Source organism: Halobacillus sp. A1-3 (assembly GCF_050971765.1).
Lineage (GTDB): Bacteria > Bacillota > Bacilli > Bacillales > Halobacillaceae > Halobacillus > Halobacillus mangrovi_B.
Map to the genome: position 1 here is coordinate 270,477 of NZ_JBPCEO010000002.1, position 20,150 is coordinate 290,626.

The 20,150-nt window shown below is 39.2% G+C and carries 22 protein-coding genes; 6 read left to right on the top strand and 16 right to left on the bottom strand.

Annotation, left to right across the window (positions count from 1 at the left end; all coding sequences use genetic code 11):
• Positions 1-7: 7 nt before the first annotated feature.
• The 4 genes from ACRYKC_RS04140 to ACRYKC_RS04155 all read right to left on the bottom strand — a co-directional run bounded on the left by ACRYKC_RS04140 (position 8) and on the right by ACRYKC_RS04155 (position 5,582).
• Positions 8-1,021 carry an ABC transporter substrate-binding protein gene (locus tag ACRYKC_RS04140; RefSeq protein WP_433805415.1) on the bottom strand — a complete coding sequence of 338 codons (1,014 nt, stop codon included), beginning with the start codon at positions 1,019-1,021 and terminating at the stop codon, positions 8-10.
• A 931-nt stretch (positions 1,022-1,952) separates the two neighbouring features.
• Positions 1,953-2,330 carry a hotdog family protein gene (locus ACRYKC_RS04145; RefSeq protein ID WP_433805416.1) on the bottom strand — a complete coding sequence of 126 codons (378 nt, stop codon included), beginning with the start codon at positions 2,328-2,330 and terminating at the stop codon, positions 1,953-1,955.
• A 345-nt stretch (positions 2,331-2,675) separates the two neighbouring features.
• Positions 2,676-4,844: an FUSC family protein gene (locus ACRYKC_RS04150; RefSeq protein WP_433805417.1), complete on the bottom strand. Its 2,169-nt coding sequence runs from the start codon at positions 4,842-4,844 to the stop codon at positions 2,676-2,678.
• A 201-nt stretch (positions 4,845-5,045) separates the two neighbouring features.
• Complete coding sequence (locus ACRYKC_RS04155; protein ID WP_433805419.1) at positions 5,046-5,582, bottom strand: hypothetical protein; 537 nt, start codon at positions 5,580-5,582, stop codon at positions 5,046-5,048.
• Between the two features lie 207 nt (positions 5,583-5,789).
• On the opposite strand from ACRYKC_RS04155, the gene ACRYKC_RS04160 reads away from it, so the two are divergent.
• Positions 5,790-6,095: a DUF3243 domain-containing protein gene (locus ACRYKC_RS04160; RefSeq protein ID WP_433805420.1), complete on the top strand. Its 306-nt coding sequence runs from the start codon at positions 5,790-5,792 to the stop codon at positions 6,093-6,095.
• A gap of 345 nt (positions 6,096-6,440) precedes the next feature.
• Here ACRYKC_RS04160 and ACRYKC_RS04165 read toward each other — a convergent pair whose 3' ends face one another.
• From ACRYKC_RS04165 to ACRYKC_RS04210, 10 genes are all read right to left on the bottom strand, one after another.
• A complete protein-coding gene (locus ACRYKC_RS04165; RefSeq protein WP_433805421.1) occupies positions 6,441-6,581 on the bottom strand; it encodes an aspartyl-phosphate phosphatase Spo0E family protein in 141 nt (46 codons plus the stop codon).
• An 85-nt stretch (positions 6,582-6,666) separates the two neighbouring features.
• Positions 6,667-7,116 carry a metallophosphoesterase gene (locus tag ACRYKC_RS04170; protein WP_433805422.1) on the bottom strand — a complete coding sequence of 150 codons (450 nt, stop codon included), beginning with the start codon at positions 7,114-7,116 and terminating at the stop codon, positions 6,667-6,669.
• Positions 7,117-7,133: 17 nt separating this feature from the next.
• On the bottom strand, positions 7,134-7,268 hold the full coding sequence (locus ACRYKC_RS04175; protein WP_433805423.1) for a hypothetical protein: 135 nt from the start codon (positions 7,266-7,268) through the stop codon (positions 7,134-7,136).
• 54 nt (positions 7,269-7,322) lie between these two features.
• Positions 7,323-7,538, bottom strand: coding sequence for a hypothetical protein (locus tag ACRYKC_RS04180; RefSeq protein ID WP_433805424.1), 216 nt, complete (start codon positions 7,536-7,538; stop codon positions 7,323-7,325).
• A gap of 65 nt (positions 7,539-7,603) precedes the next feature.
• Positions 7,604-9,631 (bottom strand): penicillin-binding transpeptidase domain-containing protein, encoded by a 2,028-nt coding sequence (locus ACRYKC_RS04185; RefSeq protein ID WP_433805425.1) that lies wholly within the window; start codon positions 9,629-9,631, stop codon positions 7,604-7,606.
• A gap of 443 nt (positions 9,632-10,074) precedes the next feature.
• On the bottom strand, positions 10,075-10,653 hold the full coding sequence (locus ACRYKC_RS04190) for a hypothetical protein (RefSeq protein WP_433805426.1): 579 nt from the start codon (positions 10,651-10,653) through the stop codon (positions 10,075-10,077).
• 20 nt (positions 10,654-10,673) lie between these two features.
• Positions 10,674-11,117 carry a DUF4269 domain-containing protein gene (locus tag ACRYKC_RS04195; RefSeq protein ID WP_433805427.1) on the bottom strand — a complete coding sequence of 148 codons (444 nt, stop codon included), beginning with the start codon at positions 11,115-11,117 and terminating at the stop codon, positions 10,674-10,676.
• Positions 11,118-11,296: 179 nt separating this feature from the next.
• Positions 11,297-11,524, bottom strand: a complete 228-nt coding sequence (locus ACRYKC_RS04200) for a hypothetical protein (protein ID WP_433805428.1) — start codon at positions 11,522-11,524, stop codon at positions 11,297-11,299.
• 94 nt (positions 11,525-11,618) lie between these two features.
• On the bottom strand, positions 11,619-12,080 hold the full coding sequence (locus ACRYKC_RS04205) for a glycosyl-4,4'-diaponeurosporenoate acyltransferase CrtO family protein (protein WP_433805429.1): 462 nt from the start codon (positions 12,078-12,080) through the stop codon (positions 11,619-11,621).
• The gene (locus ACRYKC_RS04210; RefSeq protein WP_433805430.1) at positions 12,080-13,165 is read right to left on the bottom strand and encodes a glycosyltransferase family 2 protein; all 1,086 of its coding nucleotides are present in this window, start codon (positions 13,163-13,165) and stop codon (positions 12,080-12,082) included. The genes ACRYKC_RS04205 and ACRYKC_RS04210 overlap by 1 nt, the downstream gene beginning before the upstream one ends.
• Before the next feature lie 153 nt (positions 13,166-13,318).
• Between ACRYKC_RS04210 and ACRYKC_RS04215 the strand changes: the two genes are divergently transcribed.
• Positions 13,319-14,194, top strand: coding sequence for an alpha/beta hydrolase (locus ACRYKC_RS04215; RefSeq protein WP_433805432.1), 876 nt, complete (start codon positions 13,319-13,321; stop codon positions 14,192-14,194).
• Between the two features lie 97 nt (positions 14,195-14,291).
• On the opposite strand, the gene ACRYKC_RS04220 is transcribed toward ACRYKC_RS04215, so the two are convergent.
• Both ACRYKC_RS04220 and ACRYKC_RS04225 read right to left on the bottom strand, forming a co-directional pair.
• On the bottom strand, positions 14,292-14,735 hold the full coding sequence (locus tag ACRYKC_RS04220) for a hypothetical protein (RefSeq protein ID WP_433805433.1): 444 nt from the start codon (positions 14,733-14,735) through the stop codon (positions 14,292-14,294).
• 216 nt (positions 14,736-14,951) lie between these two features.
• On the bottom strand, positions 14,952-15,173 hold the full coding sequence (locus ACRYKC_RS04225; RefSeq protein WP_433805434.1) for a hypothetical protein: 222 nt from the start codon (positions 15,171-15,173) through the stop codon (positions 14,952-14,954).
• Positions 15,174-15,888: 715 nt separating this feature from the next.
• Between ACRYKC_RS04225 and brnQ the strand changes: the two genes are divergently transcribed.
• From brnQ to ACRYKC_RS04245, 4 genes are all read left to right on the top strand, one after another.
• Positions 15,889-17,265 carry a branched-chain amino acid transport system II carrier protein gene (gene brnQ, locus ACRYKC_RS04230; RefSeq protein ID WP_433805435.1) on the top strand — a complete coding sequence of 459 codons (1,377 nt, stop codon included), beginning with the start codon at positions 15,889-15,891 and terminating at the stop codon, positions 17,263-17,265.
• Positions 17,266-17,480: 215 nt separating this feature from the next.
• Positions 17,481-18,416 (top strand): ornithine cyclodeaminase family protein, encoded by a 936-nt coding sequence (locus tag ACRYKC_RS04235; RefSeq protein ID WP_433805436.1) that lies wholly within the window; start codon positions 17,481-17,483, stop codon positions 18,414-18,416.
• A 16-nt stretch (positions 18,417-18,432) separates the two neighbouring features.
• Positions 18,433-18,690, top strand: coding sequence for a hypothetical protein (locus ACRYKC_RS04240; RefSeq protein ID WP_433805437.1), 258 nt, complete (start codon positions 18,433-18,435; stop codon positions 18,688-18,690).
• A 14-nt stretch (positions 18,691-18,704) separates the two neighbouring features.
• Positions 18,705-20,141 carry a sodium:solute symporter family protein gene (locus ACRYKC_RS04245; RefSeq protein ID WP_433805438.1) on the top strand — a complete coding sequence of 479 codons (1,437 nt, stop codon included), beginning with the start codon at positions 18,705-18,707 and terminating at the stop codon, positions 20,139-20,141.
• Positions 20,142-20,150 lie beyond the last annotated feature (9 nt).

Sequence of the window (20,150 nt, forward strand, 5' to 3'; positions counted from 1 at the left end):
ACTCACTTTATTTCTCTTTTACAGCTGCATCCACGACCTGCTTAGCAAGAACTTCAGCAGAGAGCGGTCCGCCAAATGTCCAAGTATCTCCAGGCATTTTGTACGTACGATTTTCTTTCACAAACTTAAGTTTTTCCCAAGCCGGGTTGCCTTTCAGCTGATTCGTGAAGATATTATCTTCTTCTTGAACGATATAGAAGAAGTTTGCGTCCTGATAATTTTGCAACGTCTCTACCGTTGTAGATGTATAGCCGTATATTTCCAGCTTGTCTGATTCATAGGCATTATTCATACCCATCTTATTCATGACTTTAGCAACAATCGAGTTATCTGTAAACAAGCGAAGCGTTGGTGTATTTTGGGAAGTGAACGCCTGAGTGATCACATAGTCCATACCATCTTTACCTGCTTCTTTAAGACGTTCTTGCTGCTCTTTGAATGTTTTTTCCATGTTGTTCAATACTTCATCTGCTTTATCTTCTTTATCAACGACTTTTGCAATTGTATTGAATTCATCAATCATATTCTTATATTGGTCTTGGGCCGCTTCTTCAGAATATGGGGAGAACATAACCGTAGGTGCGATTGACTCAAGCTTATCCGCAATTCCTTCATGACGGAATTTAACTCCAATGATCAAATCTGGATCAAGTCGGGAAATTGCTTCAAGATTCGGTTCCGCACGTGTTCCTACATCCTTAACAGAATCGCTAAACGGAATGCCTACGTCAACCCAGTCTCCATATGAATCTAGACCAGCGACACCAACCGGCTCCATTCCTAGTGCTTGAAGATCTTCAGCATACGTCCATTCCAAAACAACTACTTTCTTAGGTGTTCCTTCAATCGTCTTCTCACCCATAGCATCTTCGATCGTTACAGAGCGGGATTCGTCAGACTTTTCTTCGGACTGTTCACCTTCAGACTCTGATCCTCCTGATTCTTCTGTATCTTCTCCACCGCCGCAAGCTGCAAGAACGGTTAGCATTAAAATAAGTGCAAAAAGCCAAAACTTTTTCACATTCGTTCATCCTTTCTTCTTCTCAAATTCTATGTAGAATCTTAATCATCCGTCTTTATACCCTAAAATCAATTGATAAAGATTCTCATTATCACTAACAGTTCATATCATACCCAAGTGCTAGGATTCTGTCAACGCTTTTCTGATCTAGCCAGTTATAATAAAAGGTTTGTCGTCCTTTCAATACTTCTATTCTTACCAATTCCTTAAACCCTTGTACGATATATTATGAAACAAATAAAATTCTCTTTCGTATGTAGTAATTAAACAAAATATGTGGGGAATGTATTAGTTTATGGAAATTTAAAAAAAGACTTTACGTATGTAATATTGGTAGGGATTCTACTATTATCTGTAGGCTGCTCGTCCTTTAGAGATGAAGAAGAGAATTCAAAAATAAGCGATAGTGAACAAAATATTTGAGCTGTTTTACAGAAGTTATTTACTGGTCCAAATGAGGAGCAGGAACAGTTTATGCACTTCAAAGAAGGAGAAAAGAAAAGAAAAAATTATTACAACAGTTGGTTAAATTTCAGGAAGAATATAAACCTTATGGAAGTGAAGATTTTTATGAGGGAATGGTCAACACTACTATGGCCACGCAATTCTTACACATAGCCTAATCTGACTATAAGTTAATACCTATTGATATAACCATTGTAGAAAGAGAAAATTATTACAAATTCACTGTGTAAGTGTCCTTTACGAATAACAAAAGTAATGAAAGTAAAAAGGTGAAGCTTAAAGGTCACGCACAAACTAATGAAGAACAGAAGGTTAGTAGTATTAATTTTTTTAATTCAGAAGAGCTTCGCAGCGTATTAAATGGAGGACACCCCCCCTAGTGTTTTTAATAACATCCAGGGGGGTAAAATCATCTTTTGAAAGAGGTACAACCTTAAACCTGTGAGCATTCTTTATAAAGAATCTATTACTCTCGGATAATTCCCTTACTGTATCCTTTTAGAACTTCCTTACTTTCCTGGTTTCGGTAAACAGATTCAAATTCTACTTCTTTGTAGTCATCCTTTTGCTTTACTTTCGTAAGGGTTAATTCGCATTCGATTGTATCGCCAGAAAAGACAGGTCTTAAATAGACACTATCCATAGTTTTGGCGATATAGTTGAGGTCTCCACCAATTTTCGTGCCGAGACTTGCCGTAAGCAACCCTTGCACCATCACTTTCCCATCTTTGTTGCGCTCCATATGATGAACTCCTTGATCTCCTGTGAGTTCAGCAAATTGAAAGACTTCCTCTTTACTGAAGGTTCTTGACCATACGAAGACTTGACCTTGCTTCAATTCCATTTTGATCCCTCCAATATTTGCTATCTATTATTATACCAAATGAATATAAAGGCTTCTGATTAAAAAAATCGAGACTTCTAATGTCACGGTTCTACTAAGATCGTTTAAAAGCGTCGAACATGTACGGGGGCAATCTCACTTGAGGGAGGATACAAGACACGGAATTTTCGGTTAATCGCTCTGATCAACCCCCGTTTCGCTTCCTCGCTATTGATTAATCCTTCAATTATATCTTCATGCTCATACCTTACTTCAAAATCAATTTGGTGATGTTTGTAGTGAATCTTTCCAGATACAATGATAGAGCATCCTCCTCTACTGAAAAGTTTCCATTTCCTTTTTTCCTTAATTTCTGTCGTATAAACCCATGCGTTTGCCTAAAACAATGAGGGACTGATTAATTTTCCATACGTAGTACAAGTGATGGACAAGGTCTCCCTGGCCATCATTATGGCCTGGAGCGTGTCGTTCGATTTGCTCCCGCTCAGGATGTAAATCGTAAAGCTCTCCGACTACTTCTTCTTTTTCAATCATAGTTGTGAGGACGTGAATATTGTGACTAAACTTTTCTTCCACCCTTTGAAAAACCTCACTTACTTCATCAGGATAGGTGAAATTCTTTTGATAGGCCGATGCCACAAGGTGCTTTGCATAATAATTTATCGCTGTAAAAACAGTGATCCATCTCGGCAGACCCGAATATTTACGAACTCCTGGTCCCTGTAATAGGGGTTTGGATTCATCCTCAATCTCCTGAATTTTAGCATCCAATTGGAATGCATGATCAGCCATAGTTTTGATATCGGAAGGCTCCCTGAAGCTTCGTACATAATCCGTTACATAGGATTCTAATTCCTCCAAATAATCTGCAAACGTCTGTGACACTTTGTCCATCGTTTTTGTGGGATAAATCACTGCGGCTACACCTAGAGCGATGGCTGCACCGGCGATCGTATCTATGACGCGTGCACCTAACAGTTCAAATGTGATTCCGCCAAGCATAAGATCGTACATAAACGCAATCAGCATCGTTATTAAAAGACTCATAATTGTGTAGGAAACAGGTAATAGATAAAAGGCCAAGAATATGAATGAAAACAGCAAAATGACTTCTAGTTGAGGATGACCTGACACCAATTTGGCTAGTCCGAAACCTAAGACAGCTCCGATGACCGTTCCAATCGATCGCTCTAATCCTTTAAGGTAAGTACGTCCTACGGTTTCAGTCCCTAACTGGACGATAAACGTAGTCAATAGCACCCAATAGGGTTGGATTGGAGAAATTGCGTAACCAACAATGACAGCGATCGTTCCCGCAATGACCGATTGAATAGCCTTCTTTGTTGTAGGCTTCATTCCTTTTTCTTCTTCCTTTTCTTCCTCTTCCACATTGGCGTCGTCTATTCTTTCCATAGTACTTGGCACCTTATTGATAGACCCCTTAATTTCGAGGGCGCCTTCCGTTACATGGGTTGCAATTGCCTCGATTCTCCGCACTAAATAAAGCCAACCTTCTGGCTGTGACGAACGCTCTTTAAACAAATTATCGATCATTTCTCTCAAAGACTTTATCACGTTTTCTGCTTCGACTAAGTTCTGTTTACTATAGGTATGATTAAGAACTTCTGCTTGCTGCAACGTATAGATCACTTTAACAAGAAGCGTACGCAGTTCCTTCATTTCCAAAGCATCATCATTTTTAAGCTTTTGTAAACTCTCAGACATCGTCATAACAAACATGGCTGTATCAAACACGTACAGCCTAAGCTGCTCTGTTCCAAGACCTGGCCAAAGTTCACGGATATCCTGAGCGTTCAGATCTGTAGAAACGTTGTTTGCGTATTCACGTAATTTCCTCACATTGTAATCCAGTTTCCTTCTCCTGGAATCACTCGTCATTGTATCCTGAATAATTTCTATCAGCAGTTGAAAAGTAAGGTTTGCCTGACGGTGAAAAGAATTCATACTTCGTTTAAGAAGCTGAACCGAATCCTTGAATAAAACAAAATTATAGAAATAAGCAAAACTGACGCCTATAAGTATCGTTAGGTAAAACCAAGGAAACTGATCTGGTGAAAGTTTCAGGAACGATGAGAAATATGAGGTAAAAAAACCGATCATGCCTAAGGAAAAGTATCGACTTCCAAACCTGGAAAAGTAAAAGCCACAAAAGATGATGGTTACCATCCAGGCTGAAACTAGAATCACATGGTCGGCAAGTAAAGACCCCACGGTTACACCTACTGCTGCTGATAAAGGGAGCAGTAATGTGGTTACCTGCTTCTTCTCTTTGGTGTCATCTAGCACAATCATGATCCCCATTAAGCCGCAAACACCAGCAATGATAGATGGAAGTAAAGGAGGATGGTCGAGCATATTAAGGAGGAGTGTACTCGCGAACACGGCTGAAATTAAACTAATGGTTGCTTTTCCTGCCTGATTCAAACGCTTCCGACCAGGATCAGACGCTAACAAGCGCCTCAGATAATAGGATTGTAAGTAAGTTTGTTTCACTAGTACACACCTCCTTTTTTAGATATCTTTTTATAGTAATCTTTTTTGGTTTCTAGAACAACCGATATGGATAGAAGAAGCTGCTGAATTTCAGCAGCTTTAATACGGTCTATTCTCACAATTTTTTTAGGTGTGGTTTTCTGATGATGAACTGAGTACAGTTATCAGCGAAAAAAGAGCGTTTGCCGTCCTTCGGTAGAATTATGTAGTTTCTTTTCTTGGAAAAACCGTATAGCTAAAGCTGATAAAAAAATCGATCACTAAAACGATCGACCATGCTCTCATTGTCTCCAAAAATGAGTTTGTTTGCTCAGTATCATGAATGTATAGAACAATGCCTCCCATCAGTGAGGCTCCAATCACCCAGGCCAGAACGTGCCGGTACCACCCTTCGCGTTCAGCTCTAGCCTTTTCCGTTCCATATTTTTTCAGCTTAAATGGTTTGTCTACCTGCGCAAATCGATAAAAAAATTGTCGGTCTGCCCATCTAACCATCTGATGTCCATAAGCTACACTTACTCCGATATAAATAGCTGCAATTCCGTGTACAGTTGTAGCAACAGCTTCATTTTTCAAATCAATAAAGGTCGCAATTAGAAGGAGGACATCGATAATTGGTGTACAGATAAGAAAAATCATACCAAGCCGGTTCTTCTTCAATACATAGCGTGAGAATAAACCGGCAACAAAAAAAAACCAAAATCCTATTTCACAAGCGATAATCATCCAGCCAATCACGAACAGCTCTCCTTTTTAATATTAATGGGTCTCCCTACACCTGCTAATTGTTAAGTGAAAACAATAACTTCTCACTTCAGTCTATTTGTAAAAAATATTTTATTCCTTACCCTTGTCTTGATTAGCACATTCAATTACAGATGCATGTTTTAGGAATCTTTTCACGGGAATGGTATTGTAAAATAACTTAAAGGAGGATTCTTACAAATGGCTGGAAAAGATCCAAAACAAGCAGCAGCGAAAATGAGTGAAGATAAAAAAGATGACATTATGAAGAATTTCGAATCGTTTAAAGACTATTTAGGAGATCAGGTACACAAAGGTGAGAAGCTCGGCTTAGATTCAGAGGGCCTTACCAAAGGTGCAAAACGAGTTGGAGACTACCTTTCCAAACATGAAGAGCCACGCAACCGTGAAGAAAAAGTTCTTAACGAATTGTGGAACGTAGCGAATAAAGAAGAACGTGAACATATGGCTCATGTACTAGTGAAACTGTCTGATCGAACCAATTAATACCGATAATCATCCCGTTCTCATAACGAGAACGGGTTACTTATTGAAAACTATGAGTGATTCTTTACTCTAATCCGAATCGGTAAGAATATTGATAAGTGATTCAAAATGATCGATATATGAGCTCATATGATTTATTAATGAGTATTTCTAATTAAATATTTCTTGCTAATGCGTATGAGAGAATATCTTTCTATGGAATTTATGAATTGTTATAGTAGAAAAATGATGGTAAAATAATAGTACCGTCTACGAAAGTTAAACCCTCAATCAACCATTCACTACAAGTGAATGATACATAGACGGTAAGCCCCCAACAAATGTTGAGGGCTTTTTTTGAACCAATTATACCTTTGCTTCATCTTTATTCAGTTGGTTAAGTAAGAGATCTAGCTTTTGAGATATATGGACGAGTTGGTCATAGCTGCTTCCCTTTTCATACTCTTCATACATGCGGCTGCGGAGCATCTCAATCTCAGCGTTCAATTCACTATTTTCAATTTTCCATCCACCTCACCTTTTGAACCCCTTAATTATATCTTTAATTAAGAATATTCTATCATTCAATAATTCAAGTTTGTATACTCCCCCCATGTTTATTTATTAAAATTTTTAAGAGTTTTTTTATTAATGTGACTGTCACCACCTCTGGACGGTTAAAAATCCTCTGGGGAATGATACTATTCCCTAATCCACGGCTTAAAACCATGACTAATCCATTTTCTTTATGTTTACCTGCTGTATATTCAGGAAAGAAGCCCTGGTTTGGAGCTACCAGCCCACCATCAAATGGGATTGTAAACTGTCCACCGTGCGCATGACCGCTCAATATCAGGTCAATGTTGAACTCTTGATACAAAGGGAATTTTTCCGGGCGATGCGATAATAGAATAGTAAACTCTGAAGTCGCTCCATTAGTGGTTAAATTTCTTAAATACTCTTCGAATGTTCCTTCTGTTTGATTGTTGAAGAGCGGGTCATCGATCCCGGCTATGGTAATCACATCACCATTCCTTTTCATTTCTTTACTCTCCTCCCTTAACACTTGGACCATAATATATCAATTTTTTCCAGAACAGGAAATTTCTTTGAACCGGATTCATGATTTCCTTTGGCATAAAAAGTTGTAGCTGTTTCATGAAGCTGCTCCATGAGTTGCAAGCTCGGCTTCATGTTTGACGTATCCTTGTCGATTAAGCCCCCCGTAAATACGATCGCATCTGGATTTTACTTTTGTATCTTTTCTAAAAGCCGCTTTTCCCTGTAGTCCTTGTTATGTAGGCCTGACAAATGCACGATAGTAAACCCAACAAACCCTTTTGGCAGATTGTCTGATTTTACATTCATTTTGGTGGTTACCAATGCATTATTTTGAAAATAGCTGAAGGTGCATCCAAAGAGTACAATCTTAAGTGCAATGATCAGTCTTTTCTTCGTAAGCACAAACAACCCTCCTCTCAAATAAAAAAGCCGAAACTTAGAGAATTCCCTAAATTCCAGCCTCCTATTTATTGCTTGCTTTCTTCAAAAACTTTTTTAACTTTTGGAACGACGTAATGGCTGCCGCCTTCCACATCTTCAATCATCATCGAGACGAGTAAATCGGAAGAATCTGTATTCCAGGCAACGAACCAGCCGTTTTCCTGTCCATTTTTAACTTCAAGTGACTGTTTTAGTTCAGCCGTTCCGGTTTTACCAGCAAGCTTGATACCAGAGATCTGCGGCTCATAACCAGTGCCTTCTGATGTCTCAACTACAGCTTGTAAACTTTCACGCACTGTCAAAGCCGTTTCTTGACTCATAACATTTTCATGCCAGACTTGTTCTGTTTCATCTTCTTTCATTAAAACTGGTTTCAATAATGTACCGTCTGTTACAAAAGGAGTATAGGTCATCGCTAAATGAAGCATGCTCATTTCCACTTGTCCCTGTCCGTAACCTGTATCTGCTAAAAGGGTTTCTTTTCCGAAGGTTTCTTCATTTAAAAGTTGGGAGGAACTGATTGGATAAGGGAATGGAATTTCCTCGCCAAACCCGAAGTCTTTCGCTTCTTGTAAAAAGGTTTCGCCACCAATTTCAAGAATGGAGCGGGCAAAGTATATATTGTCGGATCGAACGAGCGCATCACGTAATGTCACTTGTTTATCAACGTTAGCTCCATCGACTCTTGTGACAGCGTAACCGCCCCAGCCTTCTTGCGTATAAGTCTTATTCGGAATAGACATTTCTTCATTAGGGTTAATGGCACCTGTTTCAAGTCCAATCGCTGCGGTGATCGGTTTGAACGTTGATCCTGGCGCATACGTTTTTGTAAACTTGTTAATAAGCGGGCGTCCTGGGCTTTCCCGTAATTCCGTATAGCGTTCGCCGCTTAGTCCAAGGACAAACTCATTCGGATCATAAGCGGGTGAGCTGACAAGCGCATAGACTTCCCCAGTTTTAGGATTAATCGCCGCTGAAGCCCCAGAGTAGCCTTTTAACTGGTTATACACCCTCTTTTGCAAGTCAGAACGGATCGTTAAATTAAAATCTTTTCCATCCTCTGGTTCTTGTTCAGCTAGTACCTCTTTTTCATTCCCCTCTGTATCCTCGATGTATACACGGCCTCCTTTTGTGCCTCGCAACTCTTTCTCTAAGACAGCCTCAAGTCCAGCTTGCCCAATTTTACTCGTAGGTGTATACCCTTCGTCTTTTCTATCTTCAAGCTGTTCACCAGTAATCTTCCTAACAAAGCCCGTTAAATGGGCAGCGGCTTCTCCTAGAGGATAGACACGTGCTGACTTATCCTTAATTAGTGTTCCTTGTATTTCTTCAATGGAAGCTATTTGTTCTTCCTCATTATTTGCAATGGAAGCTACCGGCACAAACGAGTTTGGTTTGACCCATTTTTGCTCAAGATTCTGGTTAATGCCATCAACACTAATATCCAATATTTCTGCTAGTTCCTCTTTCGCTTCTTCCTTTTTCTCCTCGGTCTCTGGCATTCGTTCTGGTACGAGACCAACTTCTTTAACCGTACCGTTTACGGCAAGTTTTTTTCCGTTCTGATCAAAAATCTCTCCACGTTCAGGAGAAAGAACCCTTGCCCTCACTTTATCTCCTTCATTCATTCCAGCAAAAATCATAGAAGGATTCCAATTAAGAAGCCACTGATCCTCTTCCTCTCCTTCCTGATAAACCAGTTCTGCCTTATGAGAGAATTTTATTTTTCCACCCAGAGAATTCATACTAACCTGATAATTAAATGTCGGCTTTTCTTCTTTATCGTAATCCTGTTCCTCTTCAGGCAGCTCATAAGAAAAGGCCAACTCTTCCATATTAATTCCTTCATATATGGTAGCGTACCTATCCGAGAACTCTTTTTCTGTTATTGATTCTTTCGACCCTTCACTGATGAGGCTGTACATCTTTTCATACTCTTGGTTTTCCCATGCTTTCATATATTGTTTGAAAGTATCCTCAGGTTTCGGCTGCTGGGAACAACTGACGAGTGTAATAAATGCTAGAAAAACAACTAGTGATTTTAATAATTTCAATGTAAGGCTCCCCCCCCTATGTTTAAGACAAAATTTTCCTTATTAGTAGAAAGTATAACAAAAGTAAACAGCGTTAGACTGTAGTAATGCTCGTAAATCATGTAGTTTTCAATAGATGAAGCGTTTATGTTTAATGGGTTAGAGAATTATCCGAGCTTAATCCTTAATCATTATCGTTAAACATTGGACGGGAGAAACTTTCATTTGGTTTCACTTTTATTAATTTTTCTACAAAATTCCACAATCCTCTTATCCATCAATTTTTAGCTATACTTATTTTTGTATATTAATAAAAAAGTAAGAGAATATCACTTACACCAAAAAGACTGCTTTTAGTTTAGGTGATATTTCATATTTATCTATTAAGATGTGCTGTAAGGTCCATATCGACCAACCCACGAAGTATCAACCAGAGGAGTATCAGACAACAATTTTTTTATATACTACCTAATAGATTCCCTGTAAATATCTTCTGAGCTTTGGCTTAAATAAGTAGATATAATTTCATTGACATCATCAATCGATAGTTGAGGGTTTTCTTGCATTGTCTCTTGTGAATACATCGCTTCTTTGGCATCGGTTAAATGGTCGCGATACGTTTCTAGTACTTGTGTTTCTTTTTCATCCAGTTTTCCGTCTTGATTCATTGGGGCAGCGTACGATGTACCATTGGTTGTATAGCCACTTAATAAATATGTAGTCTCATAGAAAAAGTAAGTGTTAGGAATATCATAATCTAAGAAGTTCCTGCCACCTTGAATAATGGTATGAGTTCTAATTAAATCCTGTTCTAAAAACCTTAGAGCTTCTTTGAGCTCTCCCTTTTCTGGTTTATCCTCAAGGATGTTATTAATCTTAGTTAAACTGTCATCTATGGAAAAGTAAAAGTGGTTTATAAAGATATCGAATTCACGACTTTCTTCTTTAACTTCCTGATAGTATTGGTAGGATCCTAGTCCAAGTACGACAATGAAAAAAAGCATGACATAGATTAGAATCCTAATTTTTCTTTCCTTAAACATTCCTTTCACCCCTATATCATTTATAAAATTAGTCCTTGCTTTTTTCCATAATAAATAAGCGCTTCATATGGATCTCCCTCAATGTTCAATAGTTGACAAAAGGCTGGTTCTGTTTTTATTCCAAGATCCTTAAGCGATTTGACTTGCTCAGTTAACTGCGGATACCTTTGAAGCAGCTCATGTTCGGTCTTCATATGTATATAAGCATATTGCTTATCCACCGCTTCGTCTTGACCAAACACTTCGAACTCAAATCCACCATAGAGAAAGTTGGCTTTCACAACATTTTTTCCTCTAATTTTAGTTCTCTTAATTAAGAAGTCTCTTTCATTTTGATAAAGAGAGCAAAGCTCCTTCTCAAAACAATTCAAGTCATAGATCTCCATAATAATATCAAGGTCTGAACCTGTCACATTGATTCCAATAGGCATTGTTCCAGATAGAGTCGGATTATAGCACTTCAAATCTTCGAATCACCAAGCTCATTGATTGCAGAATAAGCGTCTTGTAGCTTTCGACTGCCATCCTTCATCTTTTCAAACAGTTTATCCAGCTTCACATCTACCTCCTATGTATGCAAATTCCAACTAACGATAAAAAAGTGCTTTCTCAACACGAGATAAGCACCTCTTGAATCTCTTCATTAATCATCAACCGAGGAACCATCATCACTGCCCCAATGGTTACCACTGTCATAATAAGGGGCAGCTTTATCAAAAGCCTTTTCCCTCTTACTTCGGCGAGTTTTATTCAATTCATCACCGTAGAAACGGTTGGTGTTCACGCCAAGAACGTCACGCAGCCAACCAATCAAAAGAGGCAGTCCTAAAAGGGCAAACATTCCAAGCAATAACCAGCCGCCGCTCACCATGAATCTCCCCCTCGTTACCCAGGTTAAATGTCTTACTACTAAGGGTACACCCATTAGGATAATTTTCAAAAATTATAAAGGGTAAGTAAGTTTATTATTCTTGAGTCTGATGAAAAAATATCCGTATCTTTTCAACACGGGCACGGTTGTACCTTTGGACCATGATGAAAGGAAGATTAAATAAGATAGCATAAACCATGATGATCCAGCCTGCTAATTGGGTATTGAATAGAAAAAATAAGGGTGCGGGCAGTATTTGCAGCCAATGAGAGAGTTCAGACCGATTGGTTGCGAGAACAAACTCATTGTAATCAGCTTCATTTCTCAAGCGGATCCCTGTTTTCCCTTTCCCATGATTAACCCATTTTTTCGCTTCAGGCAGCCTGTTCTTCCACTGCTTAATTTTCATACGTTCGTAAATAGCCCCATGTCTTTCCCATTCCCTCAGTTTATATAACTTGGAAAAGCTCATAACAAGAGAAGATGGAAATTGCGAAACGATTACACTTACACTTAAATGGATAACAAGCCAGGCAATAGCATTCACGAGAATCATTAAGGTGAGTCTCTTTTCTCTTTACCTACAATTTGGCGTCCCTTCCAGGTAGACTGCTTGAAGATATAGGTTTTTACAAAAGAGAATGCGAAAAGTAAGACAAAAAAGATGAAATACACCGGGAATAGAAATCCATCATACCAACGAAAATTCCCGACATCTTGCAAGATTCTATACAAAAGTACAGCGAGAAGACCATAACCGACTACTGTCCACCAGCCTGTTTCAAATAGATTTACAAGGTATGAAACGACAGATGTGATCCATATGATACTTGCGAAGGACATGATGGGTGAAGCTGTTGAGGCTCCTGACGCAAAGCTTTTTGACCACCCTTGAGCGACGGCTCTAAAGCTGGCCTCATACATTCTCATATTCACGACATTTTTCCCGCTGAATGCATAGGTTTTTATTCCTTTTGATTCCGCTTGTCTTGCAAAAGCAAGATGCTCAACAATTTCAGAACGAATCGCATGATGCCCGCCTAGATTCCAATACGTATCTGCATCAATAATTAGGCAGGGACCAAATCCGCCTTGCGCGCCTCCCATTTTTTTGAAAATGCTTGTGATACCTGAAGATGCAAAGACAACCAAATGAAATACAGCTGATAGTTTTTCTAAAAATGAGCCCATGCAATGATATGGATGAACCGTTATCAAAGAATTTGACCCTTTCGTTTCGTAATAATTCATGATTTTCTCTGAACCCTCTGGCGAAAACCATGTGTCTGCATCAAGGAAAAACAGTGATTTTCCTGTAGCTGCTTTTGCGCCATTATAACAAGCCCATGATTTTCCCATCCATCCATTTGGTAATGGAGGGTTCTTAATTACTTTAACTCCATACAGAGCCGCCGTCTCACTTGTTCGATCATCAGAGTCATCATCGACTACAATAATTTCTCTATGTTTACTTTCGACTGCTAAAATGGAAGGTAATAAACGCTTCAAGTTTTTTTCTTCATTACGCGCAGGAATAATAATGGTATAGGATGCGGAACTTTTTTGTTTACCTACTGGAAAAGAAACCCTGTGCCAAAAAAGCAGAAGAGTTGCCGTGACAGCTATTATCATAAACCACATTGCAATCACCTCATGCTTTTCAATAGTTTGTGGTTAAGCTTACATAAATGTACCCTTTCCGTTTTGTTGTTAGTCAAGCATAGAAACTGTTAATAACCAAAAGATGAATATCGATCTTTTGCAAGGGTACAACGAATAAAAAAGGAGTATTTTATGATTACACCTCTAATCGCAAAGCTATTACGAGTATGGCCTAACCAAGCTGAAAAAAGACCTATGGTCCCGATCCTACCTGTAAAATCCAAGAAAGAGCTGTTAATAGAAACAAGTGTAAAGCCTACATACATCACCTGCTATTATCCGCTAGGCAGGGAGGAACACAGCCTCCCTGCTTACCTCAACCTTCATGGCGGGGCTTTCATTATGAATTCCAAAGAAATGGACGATCCCTATTGTAGAAAGCTTGCAAATGATACAGGCTCTGTTGTTATTAATATTGATTACGCCAAAGCACCCGAATATCCTTTTCCTAAACCGATTGAACAGGTTTACGAAATTTTTCAGTGGATCAAAGAACGGGCGAATGAACTGAATATTGATCCAGAAAAGTTGATGGTGGGCGGCCAAAGTTCTGGTGGGAATATTGCGACAGCTCTCTGTTTACTGTTAAAAGAACGAAGGCAATCTCAGCCCATCCTTCAGGTCCTTGCTTATCCGATGCTTGATTTCGTCACCCCTCATAGTGAGAAGCCGGAACCTGATCCAAGGCGGGCCAAACATCCACAAGTAGCCAACTTTCTCAATCGTTGTTACGTCCCTGAAGAAGGTCAAGCACGACACCCGCAAGCTTCGCCCGTTCTAGCTGAGGAATTAGACGAACTTGCCCCTACACTTTTTGTAATCCCAGAATACGATGCGTTTACTCCAGAAGCCGAAGTCTACGCTGAAAATTTAAAAAAAGCAGGTAATCGTGTTAGGGAAGTAAAATTTAAAAACTGCTACCATGCGTTTACTCATTTGGGGCCTAAAGAGAAAGCTGAAGAAGCATGGAATTTAATTGCTGAAGAAATAAGGGGTGTGATTTCTTGATGCAAATATTATGTCGGTTCAGCTGCTCCTAACTAATAAAACGGTGATTGCTTTTTCTTTTCCATACGTTCCACTTCCTATTTAGAAAATAACATTTTTAGAACATAACATTGTGATACGCATCGTTAACTAATTCAATAGATCGAATCCACTGGTAGACAAATATACTTAAGACAGTCACATTTGCAATCACCGTTATGGATAAGTACTTCTTCTTTTTCAGAGCATCTTTCATGAGTTGATCATTAAATAAAACAGCATAAGTAGCCATAAAGAACGGAATGACACAAATAAAGACAAGAACCCATTTATTAAATTGGTCCATATAAGAACCTAAAATAGATAAGCTATCCTGTTTATCACTTACATCAGAATTAACTATAGCGCCTGGCTCGTTTAAACCCTCATGTAAGACAAATTGGCCCTCTTCAGTAACACTGTAATCCAAATACTGAAAATCGAAAGCAAAATAATAGATTCCTAGCAAGGCTAGAAGACTAATGGAAAAGATAGTGATCCACATTCGTATCTTTTTATCCATCCTATCCACTCCTTAGATTAAATATGCTGCTGTGGCTATCACCTAATATTAGGGATGAGTAGAACAGGCTGAGGATCCCATCCACTTTTGCATTTACCTCTCCCTTTAACCTTATTCCTTTTTGTTACTTCCAATTATTTCAAAACAAACAAACAGACTCAAGCACTTACTCCAGTTATAAATCTCCAAATAAAAAACCCCGAGGTTGATCGGGGCCTAGTGCTTGTCCTTATCTATCAAATTTTCCATACTTTCCTTAAACTCTCTCATTTTCTCATCAGGTTGCAGGTTTAATTCTTTCTCTTTTCCGTTCCAGGACTTTTTTGAATCTGTAGTAACACCTGTCTGTAATCCCGTAGGTTCATTTATAATTCCTTCCCTTTTTCCATCAGGATGTGGGGAAACTTCAGAGTGTGAGTTTTGAGCATCTTTAGGCATAATCTCTTCCTCCTTTTCCTTAAGGTGAGTGGAAAAGGTTGAATTTATTCATTTACAAAGAAAAAGTCTCTAATTAAGCTCCATTCAATGGGATGTCGATGTATTTTCTATATTTATTCGCTTCTACTTCTTGATACACTCGAACAAATCCCACTTCAAATGTTGGAAAAGGAGTAAGTTCTTTTTCTGTTGATTGTGCCTCCCGTTATGATGTTCCTTGTATGAAAAGTAATGGCTCGGCCAAGTAAGTGGAGTAAATCAAGCATTTACTTTTTATTCTCTAATTCACGTTTTATTTCCTTAAGAAGTTCGTTCTGCTGTTCTTGCTTTTCTATAATTTTATTAGATACCTTCTCTATCGTTTTAGTAATAGACCATAGAGAAAGAATAATAACAATGATTAAAGCCCCTATTTCCATTCATTAACACCCACATTCATTCCTTATTTATATACAAATTTACCACTGCCCTTCACGAATCTTGATTAAATACTTTGAACCTATTTAACACTCTCAAAATTCTCTGTTTCATTACATTTCTATGCAATTACCAGTCCCTTTTTATGTAAGTTAGCTAAATAAAACGTTTGCATTAGACAAAAATCAAATATTATCGACAAATACCAGAAAAGACTATTGTCCCTTTAAAAGATTCTTGATAGGATTATTTTTATTGCTTCATAGAGCCCCTTACTCACCAGGAAAGGAACATGTATATGCAACAAAAAACATCATTCTCTACTTACGCAGCCATCGGGACAATGCTCTTCGGGCTGTATTTTGGAGCTGGTAATTTAATCTTTCCGATCCAGCTAGGACAGCTTGCGGGGACTTCCTTTTGGCCTGCGCTGATTGGATTTCTTGTAACTGCCATCGGTCTCCCTCTTATGGGGATATTGGCGATTGGGCTGTCTGGGAGCCAGGGATTACACGATTTAGCAAGCCGGGTCCACCCACTGTTCGGTACAACTTTTGCTATTATTCTTTATTTAACCATTGGACCTTTTTTCGCTATTCCCCGGACGGCCACTGTACCGTTTGTAGTTGGCTTTGAACCGTTCATTCAGTCTGATCACAGCGGTCTCTGGCTTGCTTTGTTCAGCTTTCTGTTCTTTGCTCTCGTCTTTTATTTTTCATTGAACTCTGCGAAAGTAATGGATATCATTGGAAAATACTTAACACCGGCCTTTTTACTGTTTTTATCTATTTTAATTATAACGGCCATTGTTAAGCCGATGGGTAGCTTCGGAGAGCCTACAGGCAAGTATGGTACGCTGCCGTTTATGACTGGATTTAAAGAAGGGTATAACACAATGGATGCACTCGGTGCTCTGGCCTTCGGGATTGTCGTTATCCATGCTATTAAGAGAATGGGAATTACAGATAAGAAGGCCATCGCACAGACAACCTGGAAATCAGGCTTGTTCGCCATGGGTCTCATGACGCTGATTTATGGTTTAATTACGTATATGGGAGCATCTAGCATATCAGCTGTCGGTACTCTAGAAAATGGAGGGCTTACTTTTGCAGCTGTTTCCCAACATTATTTCGGAGCGTACGGTTCGATCTTACTAGCCATCATTATCGTTCTTGCGTGTTTAAAAACGAGCATAGGACTAATCATTGCTTGCAGTGAATTTTTCCATACCATTTATCCTAAGATCAGTTACAAGACGTTCGTTCTTATTTTAACGCTAACGTCATTTATGGTCGCTAACTTTGGACTAACGAATATCATTCAATACGCGGTCCCTGTGCTGATGTTCCTATATCCACTCGCGATCGTCTTGATTTTATTAGGACTCTCCTCTAGTTTATTTAAGCATAAGCGAAGTGTTTATACTGGTTCTATGATTTTGACATTTTTCGTAAGCTCCATTGATGGCTACAATGCTTTAGTCGGCACGGTGCCTGGGGCTGCTATTCATTTAATTGAGAAAGTTAGCGGATTTTATTACTCCTACCTGCCACTCTATGATATTGGACTTGGGTGGATTCTTCCAGCCTTTGTTGGGGCTGTTCTCGGCTATTTTTGGAGTGGTAGAAGCAAAACTCAATCACCTGTTTTTCAGACAAATCCAGGTACCCATTAGGCCCGAAAGACCAAATCTATGACGATTTGGTCTTTCTTTATTTCACTTACAGTACTCCCCTTTGACCTCGAACTTCATTAATGAATTCGCTAACACGCAAAATAATAGAATAGTTCTTTTAACGCGTAATTTTCTTCATACCATAATACTACAATGTTTTCACTTTTCTGAAAAATTTGGTAACATATGTGATACACCAAAAAGGAGGGAAATAGATGAAAGTTATTCAAGCAGAAGAAATCATAAAAAAATACTCTATGAAAGAAACGATGGCAAGCATTGAGAACTTTTTCTTGAGCAAAGAAGAGGACTACGTTTCACCTGATCGAATGCATATAGAAGATGGGGATAATACAGCTCTACTTATGCCAGCATTCTATGAAGATTATTATGCGACAAAGTTAGTTGGTGTCGCCCCCGAAAACTCGAACATTGGTAAAGACGCCATCCACGGATTAATGATTCTATATGATCGAAAAACGATGGAACCTTTATTTATATGTGATGCGATTGCCATTACCTCCTTACGTACTGGAGCCTTAGGCGGGCTTGGAATGAAGTATCTTGCAAGACCAGATGCTGAAACCGTAGGAATCATAGGCACTGGGACTCAAGGCTGGAGCCATTTGGAGTCTGCACTTGTAGCGAGAAATATTAAGAATGTACATATTTATAATCGAACAGAAGAAAAAGCTATTCACTTTAAATCAAAAGCAGAGAAAGCTTTCCCTGATGTCACCTTTACCGTTTCTTCTATAACAGATTTAGTTAGACAATCAGATATTATTGTTACGACGACCACCTCTACTACACCAGTTTTACCAGAATTAAATGAGTCTGAATGGAAGGGGAAACAGGTTGTTGGAATTGGATCGTTCCGTCCTACTATGCAGGAAATGTCCGATCAAGTATTAAATACGGCGGATGAAGTGTATGTAGATGCAGCTTCGGCTTTTCGTGAATCAGGTGATATGATTCGGGCGAAGGAATTACGTTCGGACTTAGAGGACTCTTGGGATCTCGAAAAAATCATTCAAAATAATCATCAACCTCAAAATTTACAGGATAAGACCATTGTTTATAAATCTGTAGGTGCTGCTATTTTTGACTTAGTCGTTGTCCAATCCATATATGAAAAGCTTTATAAGTAAGAGAGGAGGGATATAGATGAGGAAACTAACAAGAAAGAAATGGAAAGATCCTGGTATTGTCATGGTCATTCTTTTATCATTGATATCTGTAATTTTTTGGATCTGGTGGCCGACAGACACTTATTTAGCGGGTATATCCTTAGCTGGATGGGCAATGTTTGTTTGCTTTTTTATTTGGTTAGCTTTGACTGTCGCATACGTTGTATGGATGGAAAAATTAGAAAAAAGAGAAGCTGAATGGATAAATGAATCAGAGAGAAGAAAAATCAAATAAAGGAGTGAGAGTCGATGCAGATAATGGAAGCAACTATCTTAGCAATCTACTTAATTATTATGACGGTTATAGGGATTTGGTTTGCCAAACGGGCTCACTCATCAGAAGGAGACTATTGGACAGCCGGTGGTAAAATCAACAGCTTTGTAGGTTCATTTGCCTTTTTCGCTGCCGTTGCAAGCTCGAGTTCTTTGATGGGAGCCGTTGGTTCCGGAGTCGCTCTTGGGGTGCCATTTCTGCTAGCCTATGGGTTTGGTGCAGTAGCTATCCCCTCATTTGCTATGTTTTTAATCTCTGGACAAATTAGAAGAACAGGAGTAAAGACGCTGCCTGAATTTTTCAATCATCGGTATGGCAAGTCAGTCCAAATTGTAGCTGCGATTATAGTCGTACTTAGTATGACATTTTACATGATTCCACAATTGACAGCCTCTGGGCTTATCGGTTCTTATGTACTAGGCATTGATTATGTAACAGCGGTCATTATTTTGGGGCTTGGTTTTACTTTGTATGCTGCTTTAGGCGGTATGTGGGCCATTACATATACAGACTTAATCCAGGGCGCGGTTATGGTTATTGGAATGTTCATTTTAGCTATCATTATATTGATGGACCATGGTGGTGTCGGCACATTAATCCAAGATGCCCTGGCTGTCGATCCTCAATTCGGTTCCATTACGCAGCCATGGATGTCCTATTTCGGATTGTTTATTGCGTTTCTGTGGTTTGGCGTTGTTTCCCCTTCGGCAGTCATGAGAAATTTTGCCGCTCGTGATGCGAAGACAGCACGACGCTCTGCATTGGGAGCTTGTTTTCTTTATGTAACCGTCTTTATCTTTGGGTTCGTCATTGCATCGGCTGGAGCAAGCCTCGGAATCGCAGACACTTTAGAAAACCAGGATATGATTTTCATTTCAGTCATTGAACATTACATGCCTGCTTTATTAGCCGGAGTAATGTTAGCAGGATTACTGGCAGCCATCATGTCTTCTGCAGATGCAATGCTTTTAGCCGTAGCGGCTGGAATTGCTCACGATATTTATAAGGAACATATAAATAAAAAAGCTTCAGAAAAAGCGGTCACTCGCCTCGGTCTCATTGTGATGATCCTCGCCAGCATCGTAGGTATCATCTTTGCTATCGATCCTCCTCAATTGATCGCCGTAATGGTTGGCTGGGTAAGCGGAGCGATGCTATCTGCCTTTGGCTTCCCCCTGGTTCTAGGTTTATGGTGGAAACGGACAAATACTGCAGGAGCTTTAGCAGGTATGGTAGGAGGAACGGTTACTTTTATCATAATGGCATTGCTTCCTTTCGCATTAGTTTCCGAGCACCTGGTATCTGCTCCTGTTTCTGCGATATTAACGATTGTTGTTAGTTTAATGACTGCACCACCGTCTGAGGCTAAACAATTGGAAGTAGACCGTTATCATATGGACATAAATGCATAAGTAGGTGAC

Bases quoted from the DNA above. Each gene is read 5' to 3' on its own strand.
- brnQ (WP_433805435.1), top strand. From the start codon at position 15,889: ATGCAACAAAAAACATCATTCTCTACTTACGCAGCCATCGGGACAATG.
- ACRYKC_RS04240 (WP_433805437.1), top strand. From the start codon at position 18,433: ATGAGGAAACTAACAAGAAAGAAATGGAAAGATCCTGGTATTGTCATG.
- ACRYKC_RS04160 (WP_433805420.1), top strand. From the start codon at position 5,790: ATGGCTGGAAAAGATCCAAAACAAGCAGCAGCGAAAATGAGTGAAGAT.
- ACRYKC_RS04235 (WP_433805436.1), top strand. From the start codon at position 17,481: ATGAAAGTTATTCAAGCAGAAGAAATCATAAAAAAATACTCTATGAAA.
- ACRYKC_RS04220 (WP_433805433.1), bottom strand. From the start codon at position 14,735: ATGGATAAAAAGATACGAATGTGGATCACTATCTTTTCCATTAGTCTT.
- ACRYKC_RS04225 (WP_433805434.1), bottom strand. From the start codon at position 15,173: ATGCCTAAAGATGCTCAAAACTCACACTCTGAAGTTTCCCCACATCCT.
- ACRYKC_RS04210 (WP_433805430.1), bottom strand. From the start codon at position 13,165: ATGTGGTTTATGATAATAGCTGTCACGGCAACTCTTCTGCTTTTTTGG.
- ACRYKC_RS04245 (WP_433805438.1), top strand. From the start codon at position 18,705: ATGCAGATAATGGAAGCAACTATCTTAGCAATCTACTTAATTATTATG.
- ACRYKC_RS04175 (WP_433805423.1), bottom strand. From the start codon at position 7,268: ATGAAGCCGAGCTTGCAACTCATGGAGCAGCTTCATGAAACAGCTACA.
- ACRYKC_RS04205 (WP_433805429.1), bottom strand. From the start codon at position 12,080: ATGATTCTCGTGAATGCTATTGCCTGGCTTGTTATCCATTTAAGTGTA.
- ACRYKC_RS04190 (WP_433805426.1), bottom strand. From the start codon at position 10,653: ATGTTTAAGGAAAGAAAAATTAGGATTCTAATCTATGTCATGCTTTTT.
- ACRYKC_RS04170 (WP_433805422.1), bottom strand. From the start codon at position 7,116: ATGAAAAGGAATGGTGATGTGATTACCATAGCCGGGATCGATGACCCG.
- ACRYKC_RS04200 (WP_433805428.1), bottom strand. From the start codon at position 11,524: ATGGTGAGCGGCGGCTGGTTATTGCTTGGAATGTTTGCCCTTTTAGGA.
- ACRYKC_RS04145 (WP_433805416.1), bottom strand. From the start codon at position 2,330: ATGGAATTGAAGCAAGGTCAAGTCTTCGTATGGTCAAGAACCTTCAGT.
- ACRYKC_RS04215 (WP_433805432.1), top strand. From the start codon at position 13,319: ATGATTACACCTCTAATCGCAAAGCTATTACGAGTATGGCCTAACCAA.